At 65.8% G+C, this 17,135-nt stretch carries 19 protein-coding genes; 10 read left to right on the forward strand and 9 right to left on the reverse strand.

Annotated features, from left to right (window positions below; all coding sequences use genetic code 11):
* From GO986_RS19080 to GO986_RS19105, 6 genes are all read right to left on the reverse strand, one after another.
* The coding region (locus tag GO986_RS19080) for a class I SAM-dependent rRNA methyltransferase (RefSeq protein ID WP_369409478.1) at positions 1 to 951 on the reverse strand (951 nt) is incomplete at its 3' end.
* A gap of 231 nt (positions 952 to 1,182) precedes the next feature.
* Entirely contained in the window at positions 1,183 to 2,106 is a 924-nt protein-coding gene (locus GO986_RS19085) for a phospho-N-acetylmuramoyl-pentapeptide-transferase (protein ID WP_157461023.1), read from the reverse strand.
* A 401-nt stretch (positions 2,107 to 2,507) separates the two neighbouring features.
* Positions 2,508 to 2,954 (reverse strand): YdeI/OmpD-associated family protein, encoded by a 447-nt coding sequence (locus tag GO986_RS19090; protein WP_157461024.1) that lies wholly within the window; start codon positions 2,952 to 2,954, stop codon positions 2,508 to 2,510.
* Positions 2,955 to 3,155: 201 nt separating this feature from the next.
* Positions 3,156 to 3,611 (reverse strand): hypothetical protein, encoded by a 456-nt coding sequence (locus tag GO986_RS19095; RefSeq protein WP_157461026.1) that lies wholly within the window; start codon positions 3,609 to 3,611, stop codon positions 3,156 to 3,158.
* A 47-nt stretch (positions 3,612 to 3,658) separates the two neighbouring features.
* Positions 3,659 to 4,282 carry a GNAT family N-acetyltransferase gene (locus GO986_RS19100; RefSeq protein ID WP_157461028.1) on the reverse strand — a complete coding sequence of 208 codons (624 nt, stop codon included), beginning with the start codon at positions 4,280 to 4,282 and terminating at the stop codon, positions 3,659 to 3,661.
* A 26-nt stretch (positions 4,283 to 4,308) separates the two neighbouring features.
* Positions 4,309 to 4,749, reverse strand: coding sequence for a 23S rRNA (pseudouridine(1915)-N(3))-methyltransferase RlmH (locus GO986_RS19105; protein WP_369409479.1), 441 nt, complete (start codon positions 4,747 to 4,749; stop codon positions 4,309 to 4,311).
* Between the two features lie 90 nt (positions 4,750 to 4,839).
* Here GO986_RS19105 and GO986_RS19110 point away from each other — a divergent pair, with 90 nt between their 5' ends.
* From GO986_RS19110 to pfkA, 4 genes are read left to right on the forward strand one after another with little or no spacing between them, the layout of a single operon-like run.
* Positions 4,840 to 5,268: a hypothetical protein gene (locus tag GO986_RS19110; protein WP_157461031.1), complete on the forward strand. Its 429-nt coding sequence runs from the start codon at positions 4,840 to 4,842 to the stop codon at positions 5,266 to 5,268.
* Positions 5,265 to 5,519 (forward strand): hypothetical protein, encoded by a 255-nt coding sequence (locus GO986_RS19115; RefSeq protein ID WP_157461033.1) that lies wholly within the window; start codon positions 5,265 to 5,267, stop codon positions 5,517 to 5,519. Before GO986_RS19110 ends, GO986_RS19115 begins: the two co-directional genes overlap by 4 nt.
* Positions 5,512 to 6,408: a 16S rRNA (cytidine(1402)-2'-O)-methyltransferase gene (rsmI, locus tag GO986_RS19120; protein WP_157461035.1), complete on the forward strand. Its 897-nt coding sequence runs from the start codon at positions 5,512 to 5,514 to the stop codon at positions 6,406 to 6,408. The genes GO986_RS19115 and rsmI overlap by 8 nt, the downstream gene beginning before the upstream one ends.
* A 31-nt stretch (positions 6,409 to 6,439) precedes the next feature.
* Entirely contained in the window at positions 6,440 to 7,450 is a 1,011-nt protein-coding gene (gene pfkA, locus GO986_RS19125) for a 6-phosphofructokinase (RefSeq protein ID WP_157461037.1), read from the forward strand.
* 224 nt (positions 7,451 to 7,674) lie between these two features.
* On the opposite strand, the gene GO986_RS19130 is transcribed toward pfkA, so the two are convergent.
* Positions 7,675 to 8,076, reverse strand: a complete 402-nt coding sequence (locus GO986_RS19130) for an Hsp20/alpha crystallin family protein (RefSeq protein ID WP_157461039.1) — start codon at positions 8,074 to 8,076, stop codon at positions 7,675 to 7,677.
* A gap of 24 nt (positions 8,077 to 8,100) precedes the next feature.
* Here GO986_RS19130 and miaA point away from each other — a divergent pair, with 24 nt between their 5' ends.
* The 4 genes from miaA (at position 8,101) to GO986_RS19150 (ending at position 13,267) form a co-directional block, all read left to right on the forward strand.
* Entirely contained in the window at positions 8,101 to 9,000 is a 900-nt protein-coding gene (gene miaA / locus GO986_RS19135) for a tRNA (adenosine(37)-N6)-dimethylallyltransferase MiaA (protein ID WP_369409480.1), read from the forward strand.
* Between the two features lie 140 nt (positions 9,001 to 9,140).
* Complete coding sequence (gene glgC / locus GO986_RS19140; RefSeq protein ID WP_157461041.1) at positions 9,141 to 10,382, forward strand: glucose-1-phosphate adenylyltransferase; 1,242 nt, start codon at positions 9,141 to 9,143, stop codon at positions 10,380 to 10,382.
* Between the two features lie 431 nt (positions 10,383 to 10,813).
* Positions 10,814 to 11,008: a hypothetical protein gene (locus tag GO986_RS19145; RefSeq protein WP_157461043.1), complete on the forward strand. Its 195-nt coding sequence runs from the start codon at positions 10,814 to 10,816 to the stop codon at positions 11,006 to 11,008.
* 501 nt (positions 11,009 to 11,509) lie between these two features.
* Complete coding sequence (locus tag GO986_RS19150; protein WP_157461045.1) at positions 11,510 to 13,267, forward strand: WD40 repeat domain-containing protein; 1,758 nt, start codon at positions 11,510 to 11,512, stop codon at positions 13,265 to 13,267.
* A gap of 120 nt (positions 13,268 to 13,387) precedes the next feature.
* On the opposite strand, the gene GO986_RS19155 is transcribed toward GO986_RS19150, so the two are convergent.
* Positions 13,388 to 13,852: a MarR family winged helix-turn-helix transcriptional regulator gene (locus GO986_RS19155; RefSeq protein ID WP_157461046.1), complete on the reverse strand. Its 465-nt coding sequence runs from the start codon at positions 13,850 to 13,852 to the stop codon at positions 13,388 to 13,390.
* A 102-nt stretch (positions 13,853 to 13,954) separates the two neighbouring features.
* Between GO986_RS19155 and GO986_RS19160 the strand changes: the two genes are divergently transcribed.
* Positions 13,955 to 14,308 carry a cupin domain-containing protein gene (locus GO986_RS19160; RefSeq protein WP_198170829.1) on the forward strand — a complete coding sequence of 118 codons (354 nt, stop codon included), beginning with the start codon at positions 13,955 to 13,957 and terminating at the stop codon, positions 14,306 to 14,308.
* A 122-nt stretch (positions 14,309 to 14,430) separates the two neighbouring features.
* Here the strand turns inward: GO986_RS19160 and GO986_RS19165 are convergent, their stop codons facing one another.
* Entirely contained in the window at positions 14,431 to 16,077 is a 1,647-nt protein-coding gene (locus tag GO986_RS19165; RefSeq protein WP_157461050.1) for a methylmalonyl-CoA mutase family protein, read from the reverse strand.
* Positions 16,078 to 16,190: 113 nt separating this feature from the next.
* Between GO986_RS19165 and GO986_RS19170 the strand changes: the two genes are divergently transcribed.
* The gene (locus tag GO986_RS19170; protein ID WP_157461052.1) at positions 16,191 to 17,123 is read left to right on the forward strand and encodes a hypothetical protein; all 933 of its coding nucleotides are present in this window, start codon (positions 16,191 to 16,193) and stop codon (positions 17,121 to 17,123) included.
* The last annotated feature ends 12 nt before the right edge of the window (positions 17,124 to 17,135 follow it).

A 17,135-nucleotide genomic window follows, 5' to 3' on the forward strand; every position in this document is an offset into this window, starting at 1 on the left:
GTCCAGCGTCCAGACCTGCACCTTCAGGTGTGTGGCGTCCGGATAATCCTCACCGGCCCCGAACTGGCGAACGAGGCTGGCCGGGCGACCCGCTTCCGCTGCCCCGGCCTCTACCATCTGGGCCAGACTGCGGCCCGTCACGCCTGCATGGTTCAGGAGCGCCAGTAGTTGCCCGCCCGGCGCCGTAACTCGCGCAGCCAGTTCGGCCAGCCGCCCGTAATCGCGCTCAGCCCGCCACACCCCCGCCTTGCCCCGCGCGAAGCTGGGCGGGTCCAGCACCACCAGGTCGAAGGTGTCGCCGCGCCGCTCCAGCCGGCCCAGCCACTCGAACACGTCGCCGTAGAGAAAATCCTGGTCAGGAGCGTGAAGGCCACTCAGAGCGTAGTTGGCCTGCCCCCAGGACAGCACTTTGCGCGACAGGTCCACATTCTTGACCGCCGTCGCCCCGCCCAGCGCCGCGCTGAGGCCAAAGCCGCAGGTGTAGGCAAAGGTGTTCAGCACCCGCCGCCCAGCCGAGTGGGCGCGCACCCAGGCGCGGGCCGGGCGGGCGTCGGTGAACAGGCCCACGCTCAGGTCGGCGCCGGGGCGAATCAGGAAGGGCACGCCGTCTTCCAGGCCCACCACTTCGGGCTGGGTTGCCCCCCAGATAGGCTCGGCCGGGGTCAGCTCGGCCCGCTGGACATTGGCGGCGTGGCTGGCCCCCACAGGACGGCGCTTGAGGTACACGCTGGCCAGGGGCACAGCCTGTGCACAGGCGGCGGCCAGCTCGTGTTCCTGAGCCCCCGTCAATTCGTCGTAGAGGCTCAGCATGCCCGTGTCGCCCGCCACATCCAGCGTGAACTGCCCGCCGGTTTCGGTCAGGTGCGCGGCGCGGTACAGGGTGGTGCCCTGCGCGGCCAGCGGCGCGCGGCGGGCCAGCAGGCGGGACAGGTCAGGGAGGGGCAACGTCACGCGCCCGAGTGTAATGCGCAGCCCAGGGGAAGATGGACTTCAGTGGGATCAAGAGAAGCCGTAAGCATGGACGAGGGGCGAGCAAACCGAGAAAGGCAAGACGGCCTCTGCCAAGGAAAAGTCATGTGGGCAGGGTGCTGGGCCAGAACTTTAAAAAGAGTTCCGTCTGCCGCTGCTCCTCATCAAAAAAGAGGAGAGGCGCGCTGCCCCTCCTCCCACTGTCCCGCTCTGTTACGGCCGCCCACCCAGCAGCCACCACACGCCGGCTGTGGCCACCGCCGTGATGGCCCAGAAGCGCATGGTGACGTGGGTTTCGGGCCAGCCGATGTCCTTGTGTTCAAAGTGGTGCTGAATGGGCGCCATCTTGAAGACCCGCTTGCCGCGCAACTTGAACGAGGCCACCTGAATGATGATGCTCAGGGTGGCGACCACTGGAATGATGGCGGCCAGCGGCAGCAGCCAGACATCGGCGTACAGCACATAAGCGCCCGCCGCAATGGCCCCGATGGCGTGGCTGCCCATGTCGCCCATGAAGACCCGCGCCGGGTAGGCGTTAAACCACAGAAAGCCCAGCAGCGCCGCCGCCAGCAGCGCCCCCACGGGCGACAGCCCCAGCAGCGGCAGCAGCACGATAATGGCCACGCCTGCCAGCAGCCCGTCCACGCCATCGGCAAAGTTAAAGGCGTTCACGCTGCCCACCATGACCAGGGTCAGCAGAATCACGTCGCCCACTGGCCCCAGGCTGGGCACCAGCTCATGCGAGGCCAGCGGCGCGGCGAAGTACGCGAACGCGGCGGCCACCACAAACTGAAGTGGGAATTTTTCGCGGGCCAGCAGCTCGGTCTTGCCGCCGCCCTTCATGCGCGAGCGGATTTTCAGCAGGTCGTCGGCCCCACCGACCAGGCCCATGCCCAGCGCCGTCAGCATGATGAGCAGTTCGCGCGGTCCCCCAGCGTTGCCGCTCAGGTACAGCGGCACAAAGACCAGCAGCGCCGCCAGCACGAAGGGCACGCCGCCGGCGGTGGGCGTGCCTTCTTTCACCAGATGGGTCTGTGGGCCGTCCACCCGCACCCGCTGGCCCCAGCCCCGCGCCTTGCTGACCCGCACGAACAGGCCCACCAGAAACCACGACAGCAGCGCCGTGACAATCATCATGGCCGCTTCACTCCGCTTCGCAACGTCATCTCAAGCGCGGAGCCTACCACGCGCCCGGCCAGCGCCGCCCGCATGCAGAGTCCAGGTTAGCCGCTGCGGTGCCTTCATTCCTCGCTGTCACCGTTTCTCTGCTTCCTCTCTTGAGCACGGCGTAGCTTTGTACAGCTTGACTTGATGCTGGGGTGTCTCAACAGCGTCATGTCCGCCTTGAGACTCGGCAGATCCTCTCATCCGGACTCCGATTAAATCGTTTGCAAAAACGATGAAATCCGAGCGGACTTGCAAAGCTGCGCCGCAGAGCGAGAAGGAGAAAAACGGGTTCCGGACGTGGAGTTGGCAAATCGGCGTTTTCCCGATTGGTCAACGAAACAAACGGAATCCGTATCACAGCTCTCCCGTGATCAATCATCCTCTGTGAGCGTCTGAATGGTTTTCGCCACCCGCCGGGCACGGGTCTCGGGGTTCTTGGTGCCCTCCACCGCCAACACATGCTGACGCTGCTGGCTATAAGAAAGCCGTCCGAAACGCTCTGAGGCGCCTGGCGTGCCGTTCAGCGCGGCCTGCAAGTCGTCAGGCACAGTGACTTGACGGGGTTCCGTGTCCAGGTGGAGGGTGACACTCACGTGGTCTCCTGCCTGAACGCCTGCACCCTGACGATGTTCGGCGCTGACCGGCAACATGTACCGGCCGCCCATCACCGCCACCGTGCTGCGGTACGTGTAACCGTTCAGGGTCACCGTCACGGCCGGTTTCTTCCCCGTGCCGAGTTCCGCCACGATCTGTGGGGGGACTTCGATGCCGGTGGCCGTCTTGCGTTCCAGTCTCAAGGTCGTCTCGAACGTGGGCATAGGTCTGTTTTATACGCCTGATGCGAGAGTACGTTGGGCCGGAGGGCAAAACAGAACGGCGAGGAAGAAACGCTGGAAAAGCGCGGGCGGTTTGAACAGTGTCGTGTCAGCCCAAATGCTCAGGAGACCCGTGCGAACCCTAACCGTGATCAATAATTGGGTGAATCCATGCTGGAGGAACGGCTTGACCAGAGGCCTTGATCAGTCGGCCAGATAACGAATAAAGTCCCGCATCTCATTGACGCAGGTGCCAGCGTCCTGGGCGGCGCTGCTGCCCGTCACGGTGCGCAGCAGGCCGCTGTCACTCAGATACAGCTGACTGACGCGGTAATTCACCCCGCCCTCTTGAAAATCGTAGGCGGCCAGCACGCTCCAGATGCCGGCGCGGTCCACCGGCTGGGTGACGACGTTGCGCACGTTGCGCCCCAGGCTGCCCTGCAACTTCAGGGCAAAGGCGCGGGCCTCTTCGGGGGTGCCAAAGCGGGGAAAGGCCTGCCCATGCCTCTCCTCGCGCATCAGGCAGTTGCCGCTGGCGTCGGTCCAGTAATTCGCGTCGCCGCCCACCGGCGTCCAGCCGGGCATAGGCACAATCAGGGCGCCCGATGTCCAGGGCAGCGTCAATGCGGCGAGGCAGACCGGCAGCAAGGGGCGTGGCATCAGCGGTCACGCTAACAGGCAGCCTGATGACAATCTTGAAGCTCTTCTCATGGAGTGGGGCCAAACAGTTCGTCCAGCCGCCGGTTCAGTCCGTCGCGTACGGCCGGCCACTCGTCCCTCAGTACGCTGAACATCACACTGTCGCGCGCCTGGCCGTCTGGCCGGACCTGATAGGCCCGTAAAACCCCTTCCTCCACCGCGCCCAGACGGCGCATGGCGCGGCGGCTGCGTTCGTTGCGGGCATCCACCTTGAAATGAACCCGGCCAGCCCCCAGCACCTCGAAGGCGCGGGCCAGCAGCAGCCGCTTGGCGTCGGGGTTGACCCCCGTGCCCTGCGCGGCGGGCAGCAGCATGGTGCCGATCTCGGCCCAGCGGTCGGCGGGCCTCACCTCGCTGTAACTGATGCGGCCCACCACGCGCCCCTCCTGCCAGACGGCAAAATTGACCCGCTGCGGCAGGGCATTTAGCCGCTCGATGTACTCGGCCCACGCCTCTGGGGTCGGCGCGCTGGGGCCGCCGCGCGCCAGAAAGCGAATGGTGTGCTCGTCGGCTCCGGCGCAGAGGTCGGCTGCGTGTTCGGGCTTCAGCGGCCCCAGCTCAATCAGGCGGCCGCGCAGGGTGGGCGTGGCCAGCCAGTCGGCCGCCGGGGCGGAGGGGGAAGCGCTGGTCATGCCGGGCATGGTACGCCGCCTGCCGGCTAAGCCCGGTGATACGGCTCGCCCGCACTGATGGTGGCGGCCCGGTACAGGGCTTCTAACAGCACCACCATGGCGAGGTCGTGCGGCAGGGTCAGCTGCCCCAGGCTCCAGAGGCGGTGCGCGCCGGCGCGCAGGTCGTCGGTGTGGCCCTCTGGCCCCCCAATCGCCAGGGCCAGCTCGCCGACACCACCCACCGCCTGAGCGTCCAGATAGGCACTCAGGCCCTCCGAGGAAAACTGCGTCCCGCGTGGGTCGAGCAGCAGCAGCGGCGCACGTCCAGCGGCCCGCCGTACCGCCTCACTTTCCTGGGCCTGGGTGCGCCCAGTGACCCGCGTGACCTGAAGGCGGTGGTAGCGCCGCAGCCGCTTTTCGTATTCGTCCCAGCCCGCGCGGGCGTAGGCCAGCCTCGGCTCTCCGACGGTGATGATATGCAGCCGCACGCCGGGCAGCTTAGCGTGCGGCGGCCCCCTGCCCGCTACACTGGGGGCCATGCGAGGCCCGATTTGCGCGTGCTTTCCCGGAGAGCAGGCATGAACTACGCCGCAACGCTGGCGGTGCTGGTGGTGCTGGCCTTCAGCTTTCCGCTGACGGTGCAGCTGGGCGCACAGGTGGGTGTGCCAGAGGCCGTGATGCTGTCTATTCTGGGTGCGGCGCTGACCTTCAGCCTGGCCACCTTTCTGGTGCGCTGGCAGGTCAACCACCACCGCGCCCGTCTGGAACGCCTGAACGCGGCGCGCGCCCAGATTGCCGCCGAGCCGGACAACCCGCGCGCCTATTTTGTGGGGGGCGAACACCTGGCCGCCCTGCTGCTGCGCCTGGACCGGCGCCGGGAAGCCGCAGAAGTCATTGACCGTTACGCCCGCCTGGGCGGCGCGCGGGAAGCAGAAATCGTGGCGCTCCGGGAAGCGCAGTCGGCAGCCGAACGCCGCGTGCGCCGCGCGCAGGGGAGAGAAACATGAAAGCGTACAAGGGCGTCGTGGAAAACGGCGTGGTGGTGGTCATTGGCGGCCGGCTCCCTGAGGGCACGGTCGTGACGGTGACGGTGGGTGAGGGCGAGTTGCTGCGCGCCCGCATCACGAATGTCCTCAAGCGGCCCCGCAAGGTGCGCGTGCGCCTCAAGCCCACGCCTGGCCTGGCGGTCAGTGGGGCAGGGCTGGACGCGGGCAGCCCGGTGCTGCGTCAGGACGGCGCACGGGCGGCCGATGACTGAAGGGCCCGAGCTGGACCTGACGGCCACCGGGCCAGGAGAGGCTGAGAGTCCGGCCCTCCCCAGTGGTGCCCGCGTGTGGCTGGTGCCGACCCCAGTGGGCAACCTGGGTGATGTCACCCTGCGGGCCCTGGAGGTGCTACGCGGCGCCGACGCCGTGGCCTGCGAGGACACCCGGCGCACCGGCGCCCTGCTGACCCACCTCGGGATTCGCAAGCCGCTGGTACGCCTGGACGCTCACACCATGCACCGCGCGCCGCAACTGCTGGAGCGCCACGCCCGCCTGGCCTATGTCAGTGACGCAGGCACGCCGGGCATCAGCGACCCCGGCGCCGAACTGGTGCAGGCAGCCATCGCGGCTGACATTCCTGTGGAAGTGCTTCCAGGGGCTACCGCCCTGATTCCGGCCCTGGTGCTGTCGGGCCTGCCCGCAGGGCGCTTCGCCTTTGAAGGTTTCTTGCCCCGCAGCGGCCGCGAGCGCCGCGAACGCCTGGAAGCCGTGGCGCACCGCGCCGAAACGAGTGTGCTGTACGAGAGTCCCCACCGCCTCCACGCCACACTGCTGGACCTGGCCGGCGCATGTGGCCCTGAGCGCGCCGCCAGCGTGACCCGCGAACTCAGCAAGAGGTTTGAGGAAACGGCGCGCGGCCCCCTGACCGACCTGGCGACCCACTTTCAGGAGGGCGTGCGGGGCGAGATTGTGGTGGTGGTGGCGGGCGCGCCAGCCACGCCGGCCCCCCAGGCCGCCGACTACGCCGAGCAGGCCCGCGACCTGGCCGCGCAGGGCCTGGGCGTCAGGGATATACGTGACCAGCTGACCCGCCTGGGTTTGCGTAAGAATGACGCTTATGCGCTGGCGCTTCAGGCGACCAGTACAGGCGCGCAAGACTGACCCTTTTTCCAGACCAACGAGGCTTTTTTCCATGACCGACCTGCCCCACTGTCCCCCCCAACCCAACCCGGCCAACATTCGCCGCGTGGCCGTCCTGACCAGCGGCGGCGACGCCCCCGGCATGAACGCGGCCATTCGCGCCGTGGTGCGCACCGCGACCTCCCAGGGCATCGAGGTGATCGGCGTGCGCCGGGGCTTTTCCGGCCTGCACCGGGGCGACTTCGTGACCCTGGGGCCCAGAGACGTGGCCAACACCATCCAGCGCGGCGGCACCATCCTGCTCTCGGCGCGCAGCCACACCTGGCGCACCCCCGAGGGCCGCGCGCGCGGCGCCCGCCACCTGCACGCCCACGATGTGGACGCTCTGATCGTCATCGGCGGTGACGGCAGTTTTCACGGTGCCCACTACCTGCAAGAAGAGCACAACATCCCCGTTATCGGTCTGCCCGGCACCATCGACAACGACCTGTACGGCACCGACCACACCATCGGGTACTTCACAGCGGTAGAAACGGCGCTGGACGCTGTAGACAAGCTGCGCGACACCGGCGCCAGCCATGAGCGCATCTTCGTGATTGAGGTCATGGGCCGCCACGCCGGCCACATCGCCCTGGACGTGGCGGTGGCTGGCGGCGCCGAGGAGGTGTTTATCCCCGAAGACGCCAAGGACATGGACAGCGTGCTAGAGACGGTGCGCAGCAGTGTCAAGCGCGGCAAGCTGGGCAGCATCATCATCGTGGCCGAGGGGTATCCAGGGGGCGCACAGGGGGTGGCGGCGGCCATTGAGCAGGGCACCGGCATGGAAACCCGCGTGAGCATCCTGGGCCACATCCAGCGCGGCGGCACGCCGGTGTCGTCTGACCGGGTGCTGGCCAGTCGCCTGGGCGAGGCCGCCGTCTACGCGCTGATGGAAGGCCGTAAGGGCGTGATGGTGGGCCGCCAGAACCACGAAACCAGCTTCACGCCTCTACCCGAAACGTGGGAACAACGCAAGGATGTCAGCCGCGACCTCTACCGCTGCGCCCGCACACTGAGTATCTAGCCTGTTCAGGCGAGGAAGAAGCCGCTGGCGGTAAGGCAAAGCGGCTTCTTCCTTGCGTCATGGCGACGATGGACAACACTGGGGCAGCCATCTGCTTCGGGGTGACTGCGGCAAACTCTCAATCAACATTGCTTTTAACGGCCCATCAAGCCGCTGGCTTCTCTGCATCTCTCTGCACGGCTCCAGACCAATGGGACGGGCGCTCGCCGGCTTCTCTGTCCTCTCTAGCGTCCCTCGCCGTTCAGGTCGCTGGACGGCACGTTAATGGTGGGGTGGCGCTTTTCAAAGCGGATGGTCAGGACGCCGCTGCTTAGGCTGGCCACACCTGACTGGGGCAGCACGGCTTCCGGGAAGGTCAGGGTGCGGCTAAAGGGGCCACTGGGCCGCTCCCCGCTTAGCAGGCGGGGGGCGGCCTCCCGGTGACCAGCCACCGTGACCTGGCCGCCGTCCTCCTGCACTTCCAGGGTCTCGGCGGCCACGCCGGGCACGTCCAGGCACAGCAACAGGTGGGTGTCATCCTCGGTCCAGTCAGCGGCCGGGCTCCAGACGGCTGGGGCCGAGAGGGTTTCCACCTCTTCCCGCAGCGTCATCAGGTGGTGCAGGCGCGCCAGTACGGGTTCGTTCATGCCGCACAGGCTATCATCCTCGCCGTGCGCGCCCTGCCTATGTTGACTGCCCCCACCGCTGCGGGCAAAAGCGCCCTGGCGCTAGACCTGGCCGAGCAGGCCGGCGCCGAACTGGTCTGCGCTGACGCCTTCACTGTGTACCAGGGGCTGGATATCGGCACCGCCAAGCCGGGGGCTGCTGAACGCGCGCAGGTGCCCCACCATCTGCTGGACGTGGCCAGCGTGACCGGGCCGTTCGATGTGGCGCAGTTTGTCGCCCTGGCCGAAGCCGCCATTGCCGATATTCTGGCGCGGGGCCGCACGCCGCTGATTGTCGGCGGCACCGGCTTTTATCTGGCGGCCCTGCGGCGTGGCCTGCCGCTGACCCCACCCAGCGACCCCCAGGTGCGCGCCGAGGTCGAGGCCGAGTTACAAGAACGTGGCCTGGACGCCCTGCTCGCCGAGATAGAACGCCGCCACCCCCAGGAGGCCGCCCGCCTGGAACGCAACCCGCGCCGGGTGGTGCGCGCCGCCGAACTGTACCGCCGCACCGGCCGCTACCCCGGCGAATTCGGGCATCAGGCACCTGCCTACCGCTACGAGGTGGTGGCCTTTACCCGGCCTCCGGCTGAGCTAGAGGCCCGCATGCACGCCCGCACCCTGGCCATGTTTGCGGCGGGCTGGGCCGACGAGGCGGCGTGGTTGGCCACCCAGGTGAGCCCCGACCAGACCCCACGCCCGACCGCCTGGCAGGCGCTGGGTTACCGCGAAGCGCTGGCGGTGGCCCAGGGCACCCTGAGCGTTCAGGCCGCCGCCGAGCAGGTGACCCTGGCCACCCGCCAGTACGCCAAGCGGCAGCTGACCTTTACACGCACTCAGCTGGGCGCGGCGCTGTTAAGTGAGGGTGAAGCGCGCCGGCATGTGCGCGCGGCGCTGGCCCGCTAGCGTAAGCCCCCGTCAAGGCCGCCGGAGTGGACATTCAGGCACGCCGGGTGTGAACACCGCGCCCAGCCAGTACAGTGACGGTGACCGCCTTCAGGTGGCGGGCGCCGTATTGACCGAAAGCCGATTTTCAGGGGGAGCGCATGAAAGCAAGGGTTCTCGGCATGATTCTCGCGGGTGGTCAGGGGTCCAGGCTGGCCCCACTGACCCAGAAACGCAGCAAACCGGCTGTGCCATTTGGCAGCAAGTACCGCATCATCGATTTCGCCATCAACAACTTCATCAATTCGGGCGTGTTTTCCATCTACGTTCTGACGCAGTACAAGGCCCAGAGCCTGACAGAGCACATCCAGCGCGGATGGCGCTTTGGCACCTTCCTGAGCGACTACTTCATCACGCTCGTCCCGGCGCAGATGTACCGGATCGAGGAACTGGGTCCGGTGTGGTACCGGGGAACCGCCGACGCCGTCTACCAGAACATGCACCTTATTGACAATTACGAAGCCGATTACATCGCCATTTTCAGCGGTGACCACATTTACAAGATGAATGTGGAGCACATGCTGCAAAAGCACATTGACAGCCGCGCCGACGTGACGATTGCGGCCTATCCCATGCCCCAGGCGCAGGCGCACCAATTTGGCGTGATGCATGTGGATGAGAGCTGGCGCGTGACCCAGTTTCTGGAAAAGCCCAAAGACCCCCCCGCCATTCCCGGCCAACCCGGCACCAGTCTGACCAGCATGGGCAACTACATCTTCTCGCGCCGGGCGCTGGAAGAACTGCTGGAAACCAACATGGGCGGCGGTGAGGACGGCTTTGACTTCGGCGGCGACGTGATTCCGCGCGCCCTGTCCGACGGCTACACGGTGATGGCCTACGACTTTCACCGCAACCCCATTCCGGGGCAGGCCAGTGCCAACACCTACTGGCGCGATGTGGGGACGCTGGACGCCTACTACGAAGCCAACATGGACCTCGTGAGCATCAACCCCGAGTTCGACTTTTACAACCCGCAGTGGCCGCTGCGCACCAGCAGCGAATTCTCGCCGCCTGCCAAGTTTGTCCATGAAAGTGATGGCCGCAAGGGCCAGGCTTTCAACTCCATCATGGCCGGGGGCATCATCGTCAGCGGGGGCACAGTACGGGACAGTGTGCTGGGCCGTAACGTGCGTACCCACTCGTATTCACTGGTGGAAAGCTGCGTGCTGTTTGATGAGGTCGAGGTGGGCCGCCATGCCCACCTGCGCCGCGTCATCGTGGACAAGAATGTGGTGATCCCGCCCGGCACGAAAATCGGTTTGGACCCCGAGGAAGACCGGGCGCGTGGCTTTACCGTCACCGACAGTGGCGTGACCGTCGTGCCCAAGAGCTACACCTTCTGACCGCACCCTACGGGCTTCAACTGTGCCCCCTCATCGCTGAGCCGATGAGGGGGTGTTGTTCTATCAGCGCTTCTCCTCAGCTGGAGCCGTTCTGCTTCCACCGCTGTCCGCAAAAAGGTACAACGGCGGCCTGTTGTGGAATCCAGTTGAATCAGAAGTCTGTTTTGTGCTCAACACAACTGGGCGCATCGGGAAAGAGATCAATCTTGAGATGCAGCCGCCTCATGTTCAGGGAATGTCTGCCAACCTCTAACGACTTCAGGCACCTATGCGGTCTGACTCAACGTTGCGCTGTATGCCTATTTCAAATGGCTCGTTGAAGCCACGCTGCCTGTTGAGCAGATGTGTCAGATTTGCGACAGGTGATGTGGAGATAATTTAAGACACTTAAAAGATCCTTCACGCTTGCGCGGGGGACCTGGGGAGAGCGTATGGACGAGTCGGGCAAGTCTTTGAAAGCTGTTGCTTTTACCTCTCGGGATCTCATTCAGGACGGAGAGGGGAACTGGTATCACCTGCCCACCCTGCGCGCCCTGCACACCGCTGGTCGCCTGGCCTCCGGCAGTGCCGGCTACCTCCTCCTGATGCAGCACGCAGCGCTGAACCGCCCCCGCCTGATCGCCTGAACGGGCCATCTGGAACAGCTGGGGGCAGGACCAGAAAGGCTGCTCTGGGCACAGGTGAGAAGTTCGGTGGCCGGTTTGTCCCAGGTCAATGACTCGGTCCTGAACTGGAAGAAGCTCAGGCCATACGACAATCTGGGAGAAGAAGCTGGACGGCCTGATTGAGGAGGCTGTCCGCTTTGTGTGTCAGGAAAGGTCTGACTGCGGTGTGCCATTTCACCCTGCGGAGAACCGCTACCTGTCAATTCCATTTCAAGTGCTGTCTACGACGGCCATCAAGGCTTGAAGATTTCCCTCAACAGACCGCTTTGACAGTGCGCCAATAGCTCCCGGCTGTCCTGCTGCCAAGTGTCTGGGCCACGTCCTTTCTGACGGCGGAGGTCAACGGAGAATCCACATTCGGCCATGCACTACACTGCCGCGCGTGAGAAGTTTTCTGGGTCTTTTGCGGTGGCCCCTACACGCGCTCGCTGTCCCATGTGCTCTGGTCAGGGTGAGCGGGTGATGCGCCGCTCTACCCGCCTGCTGCTGGGCTCGCTGCTGATTTGCTCAGCCTTACCGGCCAGTGCGGCTTCGCTATCCCCCCGCACCCTCCTCAGTGTGCCCGGCGACACCCCACTGGAACTGCGCCCGCTGACCAGCGGCCTGGTGGCCTGCCTGGGGGACCGCCTGCTGCTGCTGGGCGCTGGCGGCGAGATGCGGCGCAGCCTGTCCACGGGCGACCGCTGCGCTGGCCTGAGTGTGAGTTCAGATAGCCGCTACGCCCTGACCCGCACCGCCGAGCAGGTCAGTGTCTGGCGCCTGGCCGACGGAGTGCGCCTGGCGCGCCTGGAGACGCCTGGGGTGGTGGGGGCGGGCTTTAGCGGTGCGCAGGACCTCCTGATTGGGTCAGGGCGGGGGACCGAGCGGGTCTCGCTGACCACCCTGGCACGCACAGCCCCGGTGGGCGATGGGGTAGACGCGCTGGTCACGGCTCCGGACGGCCTGCGCGTGGTGGTCACACGTGGTCAGCGCGTCCAGTTGCTCGACAGCGCCACCCTGAGCATTCAAAGCGCGGTGGCCTGCGCCGTGCCCTGCACCTTGGGCCCCGTCGCCTTCAGTCTGGATGGCCGCACCGCTGCCGTGCAGGCGGGTGGTGAGGTGTATGCCCTACGCGCAGGCTTCCCAGCGTCAGTGGTGGTGCGCCGGAGTGACGCGGCGGGCGCAGTGGTCAGTGCCTTGCCCCGACCTGATGGCAGCGTGTTGGCCCTGCGTGTGGGTCAGGCCGAGGTGCGCGACCTGCAAACCGGTCACCGAGAGCGGCTCCTGCCTGTGGCCGGATTGCAGGCTGCCCCGGCGGCCCTGACCCCCAGCGGCCGGGTTTTGACCGTGCAGGGCAACGTGCTGCTGGACAGTGCCCCTGACCTGACCACGCCCCGGACTCTGCTGACCCTGCCGGGTGTCCTGACTGGCGGCGGGCTAGACCCCGCCACGAATGAAGCGCTGGCCCTGCTGCCCGGCGGCGCCCTGAAACTTGGGACGCGGGCCGCCGCTGGGGACGTGATGGCTGTGCAGACCATGAACCGGTTCACCTGGCTGCTGAGCGGTGACAGGGCAGGCGGCGCAACCCTGAGCCAGTTCAGTGGTGGCCAGCGTCGCCCTGGTGCCAGCCTCCGCACCGGCACCCACCTGAGTGTGAGTCACTGGGGCAACCACGCGGCCGTCTGGGACGACACGCGCCTGGTGGTGGTGGCGCAGAAAACCGGCCAGGTGGCGGTCACGCTGCCCGTGTCGGGCGCGGCGCGCGTCACCGTCTCGCCCGACGCTACCCGCGCCTATGTGTTTCCCCGCAGCGGTGACCCCGCTGTCATCTTGACCGCCAACGCCAAACGCTTTCCGCTGCCGGTCGTGGCTGGGGTGCGCTACGCTGACGTGCACATCAGTGGGAAAGGTCAGTTCGCGTACGTGCGCGCTGGGGGCGGCCTGGACCTGTACCGCCCTGGCCAGCGCTCGCCGTTTGCCGCTCTGCCCACCGTCAGCGATCAGGAAGGCGGCGTGCGGTACAGCCCCGACAGCGCCCACCTGGCCGCCGTGACCCGCGCCGACGCCGGCTGGCAGGTCACGCTGCTGGACCCCGAAACGGGCCGCGTGACGGCCACCAGCGCGCCTCTGGGCGACCGGCCCGCCTTTCTGGCCTGGAGTGCCGACAGCCGCAGCCTGACGGTAGGGGCTGGTCTGGGCACGGCACTGAACAATGTGACTGTGTTTGAGGTGACTCCTTAAAAGTTGGCAGATCCACGTGTTACTCAGTCGGAATGGTGATGCGGCGGCAGACCAGTACAGTCTCCAGGTGGGGGTAAACAGCGGGGCAGCGCGATCAGCAATCCCATATCAAACGGCCTTCTAGAGGGGTGGATCTTCGCCAACGAGGCGGCGAAGCGCCGTATTTAGCTCCTCCCAGAGAGGCTGACCAAGCGCCGCGCGGTACTCAGCCTCAATCTCCTGCTTGATGGTCTGTGCGTCCAGCAGGTAGTGCCAACCTGCTGCTGTGAATTGGACTCGCGTGGCCCGGCCATCGTCGGGGTCGGGGTGCCGCTGGACGTAGCCGCCCTTTTCTAGCTCGGTGACCAGCTGCCCTGCCGCCTGTTTGGTCATTCCGGCACGCTCAGCTAGCGTGACAATTCGCGTGCCCCCGGTGTCCAGATAGGGCAGAAGATTGGTATGGGCCAGACTCAGGGTGGTGTGCCCGCGCTGATGCAGTTTGTCTAATGCCAGGATGTTATAGGCCCGTGCGGCCCGGTGTAGCAGGCGGCCGACATGGTGCTGGCGGGCATGTTCGAGAGTAACGGAATCTGGTTTCTGGGGCAAGATGGTCAGTCTCCTTGTCTAATTAGACAAGATGGTTTACTATATCCGAGTTTGTCTATAGAGGACAGGGAGGTTCTTATGATGGTGCTCCACGCTCAGCACATGCAAGCACTCGAAACCCCCAACGGCAACTGGGGTACGGCGCTGGCTACCCCCCGACTGGGAGCCACTGAGGTCACGGTCATTCACCAACGTCAACAGCCCGGCGGATTTAATCCCCTTCACCGGCAGTCGCGGGAAGAGGTCATGGTGATGCTCGTAGGTGAGGTGACCGTCAGTCAAGGCGATGAGCGCGTCCGGTTAGGCGCCCACGACACACTGATTATGCCTGCCGAGATCCTGCACCGCGTGGATAACACCGGTGACGTGGACGCCGAGTGGCTGATTATTTCTCCAGCTGGGATGCGTTTTTTCCGTGACACTGGTGAAGAGGCCAGCCCACCCTGGCTGAAATAAGTGAGGCGGCCTCCGCTCATGGCGGAGCAGGCTGTCATTTGCTGATGAAGCCCCAAAACTGACAGCCTCTATCAAATACGCAGGGCGCCATGTGTACGCATGGCGCCCTGCCCGGTGGGCTCTTATACCACCGCCGGTTCCACGTATTCGCCGTACACCGTCTTCAGCACGTCCATCTGCTCACCCAGTGTGCAGTAGGCGTGGGCGCATTCCAAGAAGGCGGGCATGGAGTTGGCGCCCGTGACAGCCGTGTCGCGCAGGGCTGCCAGTGCCGCCTCCACTCGCATGGGGTCGCGCTCGCGGCGCACCTGGGCCAGGCGGGCTTCCTGCACACGCTCAACTTCTGGGTCGATGAGCTGGATAGGCACTTCGACCGCGTCCTGCACGAAGTCGTTCACGCCCACGATGATGCGTTCTCCGCGCTCGACTTCCAGCTGATAGCGGTAGGCGGCCTCGGCCATTTCCATCTGGAAGAACCCGCTTTCAATGCCGGCCTCCACACCGCCCATCAGGCGAATCTGCTCGATATAGCCCATTGCAGCGGCTTCAATGTCACCCGTCAGTTTCTCGACGTAGTAGCTGCCGGCCAGGGGGTCCACCACACCGGCCACGCCGGTTTCGTAGGCAATGATTTGCTGGGTGCGCAGGGCAATGGTCGCGGCTTCCTCGGTGGGCAGCGCGAGTGCCTCGTCAAACGAGTCGGTGTGCAGGCTCTGGGTGCCGCCCAGCACAGCGGCCAGCGCCTGAATCGCCACGCGCGCGATGTTGTTCAGGGGCTGCTGGGCGGGCAGCGACACCCCGGCGGTCTGAGAGTGCGTGCGCAGCATCCATGACCGGGGGTTCTTGGCGCCGTAACGGTCGCGCATCTGCCGCGCCCAGATCCGCCGGGCGGCGCGCAGCTTGGCAATTTCCTCGAAAAAGTCGTTGTGAATGTCCCAGAAAAAGCTGATGCGCGGCGCGAAGTCGTCAATGTCCAGCCCGCGTTCCATCGCCTTTTCCACGTAGTGAAAGCCGTCAGCCAGGGTAAAGGCCAGTTCCTGCACCCCGGTCGCCCCCGCCTCGCGGATGTGGTAGCCGCTCACTGACACGAAGTTCCATTTGGGCACCACTTTCGGGCCCCATTCAAAGGTGTCAATCACCAGCTTGACGCTGGGGCTGGGCGGGTAAATAAATTCCTTCTGGGCGATAAATTCTTTCAGGATGTCGTTCTGGATGGTGCCGCCGACCCGCCCCAGATCCTTGCCCTGCTTCTGCGCGTTGGCGATGTACATGGCCCAGATGGCGTTGGCCGGGCTGTTGATGGTCATGGAGGTGGTGACGGCAGTAGGGTCAATGCCCTGAAACAGAATCTCCATGTCCGCCAAGCTGGCCACCGCCACGCCGCACTTGCCGACCTCGCCCTTGGAAAAGGGGTGGTCCGAGTCGTAACCCATCAGGGTCGGCAGGTCAAAGGCGGTACTCAGGCCCGTCTGACCGGCCTTGAGCAGCGCGTGAAAGCGCTCGTTGGTCTGCTCGGCGCTGCCGAAGCCCGCGAACATGCGCATGGTCCAGAGCTTGCCTCGGTAGACGCTGGGCTGCACACCGCGCGTGTAGGGGAATTCGCCGGGATAGCCCAGGTCGCGCTCGGCATCCCAGTCTTTCAGGTCGTCGGCCGTGTAAATCGGCTCGGGGTCCATGTCCGACAGGTTCTTGAAGTTGTATTTGCGCTCGGGGAACTTCTGCGCGGCCGGGCTGTAGACGCTCTGCATCCACTCGTTCTTGCTTTTCATGTGGGGCCTCCGGGGGTGAGGAGCCAAACGCTCGTTAGGTCGCCACAGGGTAGCAGAGTGGCTCCAGGCAAAGGTGCGAGACAGGGCCAGAGGTGACCACTACGCTTATCCCAGTGACCCTTTCTGATCTGCCCACGGCCGCAGACCTGGCCCGTTTCAGCCTGGCTGCCCAGCATCCCCTGACCCTGACCTGGGGTGCCCCCTCCGAGCGCCTGAGCCACCTGGCTGGGGACCACGCCTTTGACCTGCAACTCGCCACCGACCTTGACCTTGCAGGGCAGCGGGCCGCTTTCCTGAACGCGGGTCCGGCCGCGCCCGAGTACCTGAATCACTGGGTCCATGTGCACAGCGACCTGCACGCCATGCTCAGCATCCGCTTTAAAGGGCTGGATGTGAGCCAACCTTTCGTCGAGGTCAGCGTGACTTCCCGGCCTGTCGTGCCCGCCGACCTGGCTGCCCTGGGCTCGGCCGCTCAGGTCTACCGCGCCTTTCAGCCCCCCAGGCTGCGGTTCTGGAGTGCCGCCCCCCAGACAATCTGGGCAGACCTGGCCCCAGACCGGCGTGTTCTGGCAGCTCCACTGCCTGACCTGCGCGGCGGCGCCGTGCCGGGCGGCCTGACCCTGCGGCCTACCGTGGACGCCGCCCAGTACGCCGAAGCCTGCGCGGCCTACGCCGCTGTGGACACCGACCACCCTGGGCATCCAGAGCAGGCCAGAATTCTGAGTGAGGACGATCTCCACAAGACCATCGCTGCTGGCACGATGTTTGACGTGCTGTGGCAGGGGCAGTGGGCGGGGTACGCCGGGACTCAGGCGTACCCGCAGTTGGGACTGGACACCCAGGTGATTCAGGAAGTGCTGCTGGCGCCACACGCCAGGGGCCGTCGTCTGGGCGCGGCGCTCAGCACCCTGCTGGCCCGGCACCTGCCCGGCGACCAGCAAGTCCTGAGCGGCACCATCCACGGCCACAACCGGGGCGCCCTTCAGGCCGCGCGGGGGGCGAGCCGCCACGATATCGGTGGCTGGTGGTGGGTGCCGCTGGGCTGAGTGGAAGCGTGG

The sequence above is a fragment of the Deinococcus arboris genome (assembly GCF_009755355.1).
Lineage (GTDB): Bacteria > Deinococcota > Deinococci > Deinococcales > Deinococcaceae > Deinococcus > Deinococcus betulae.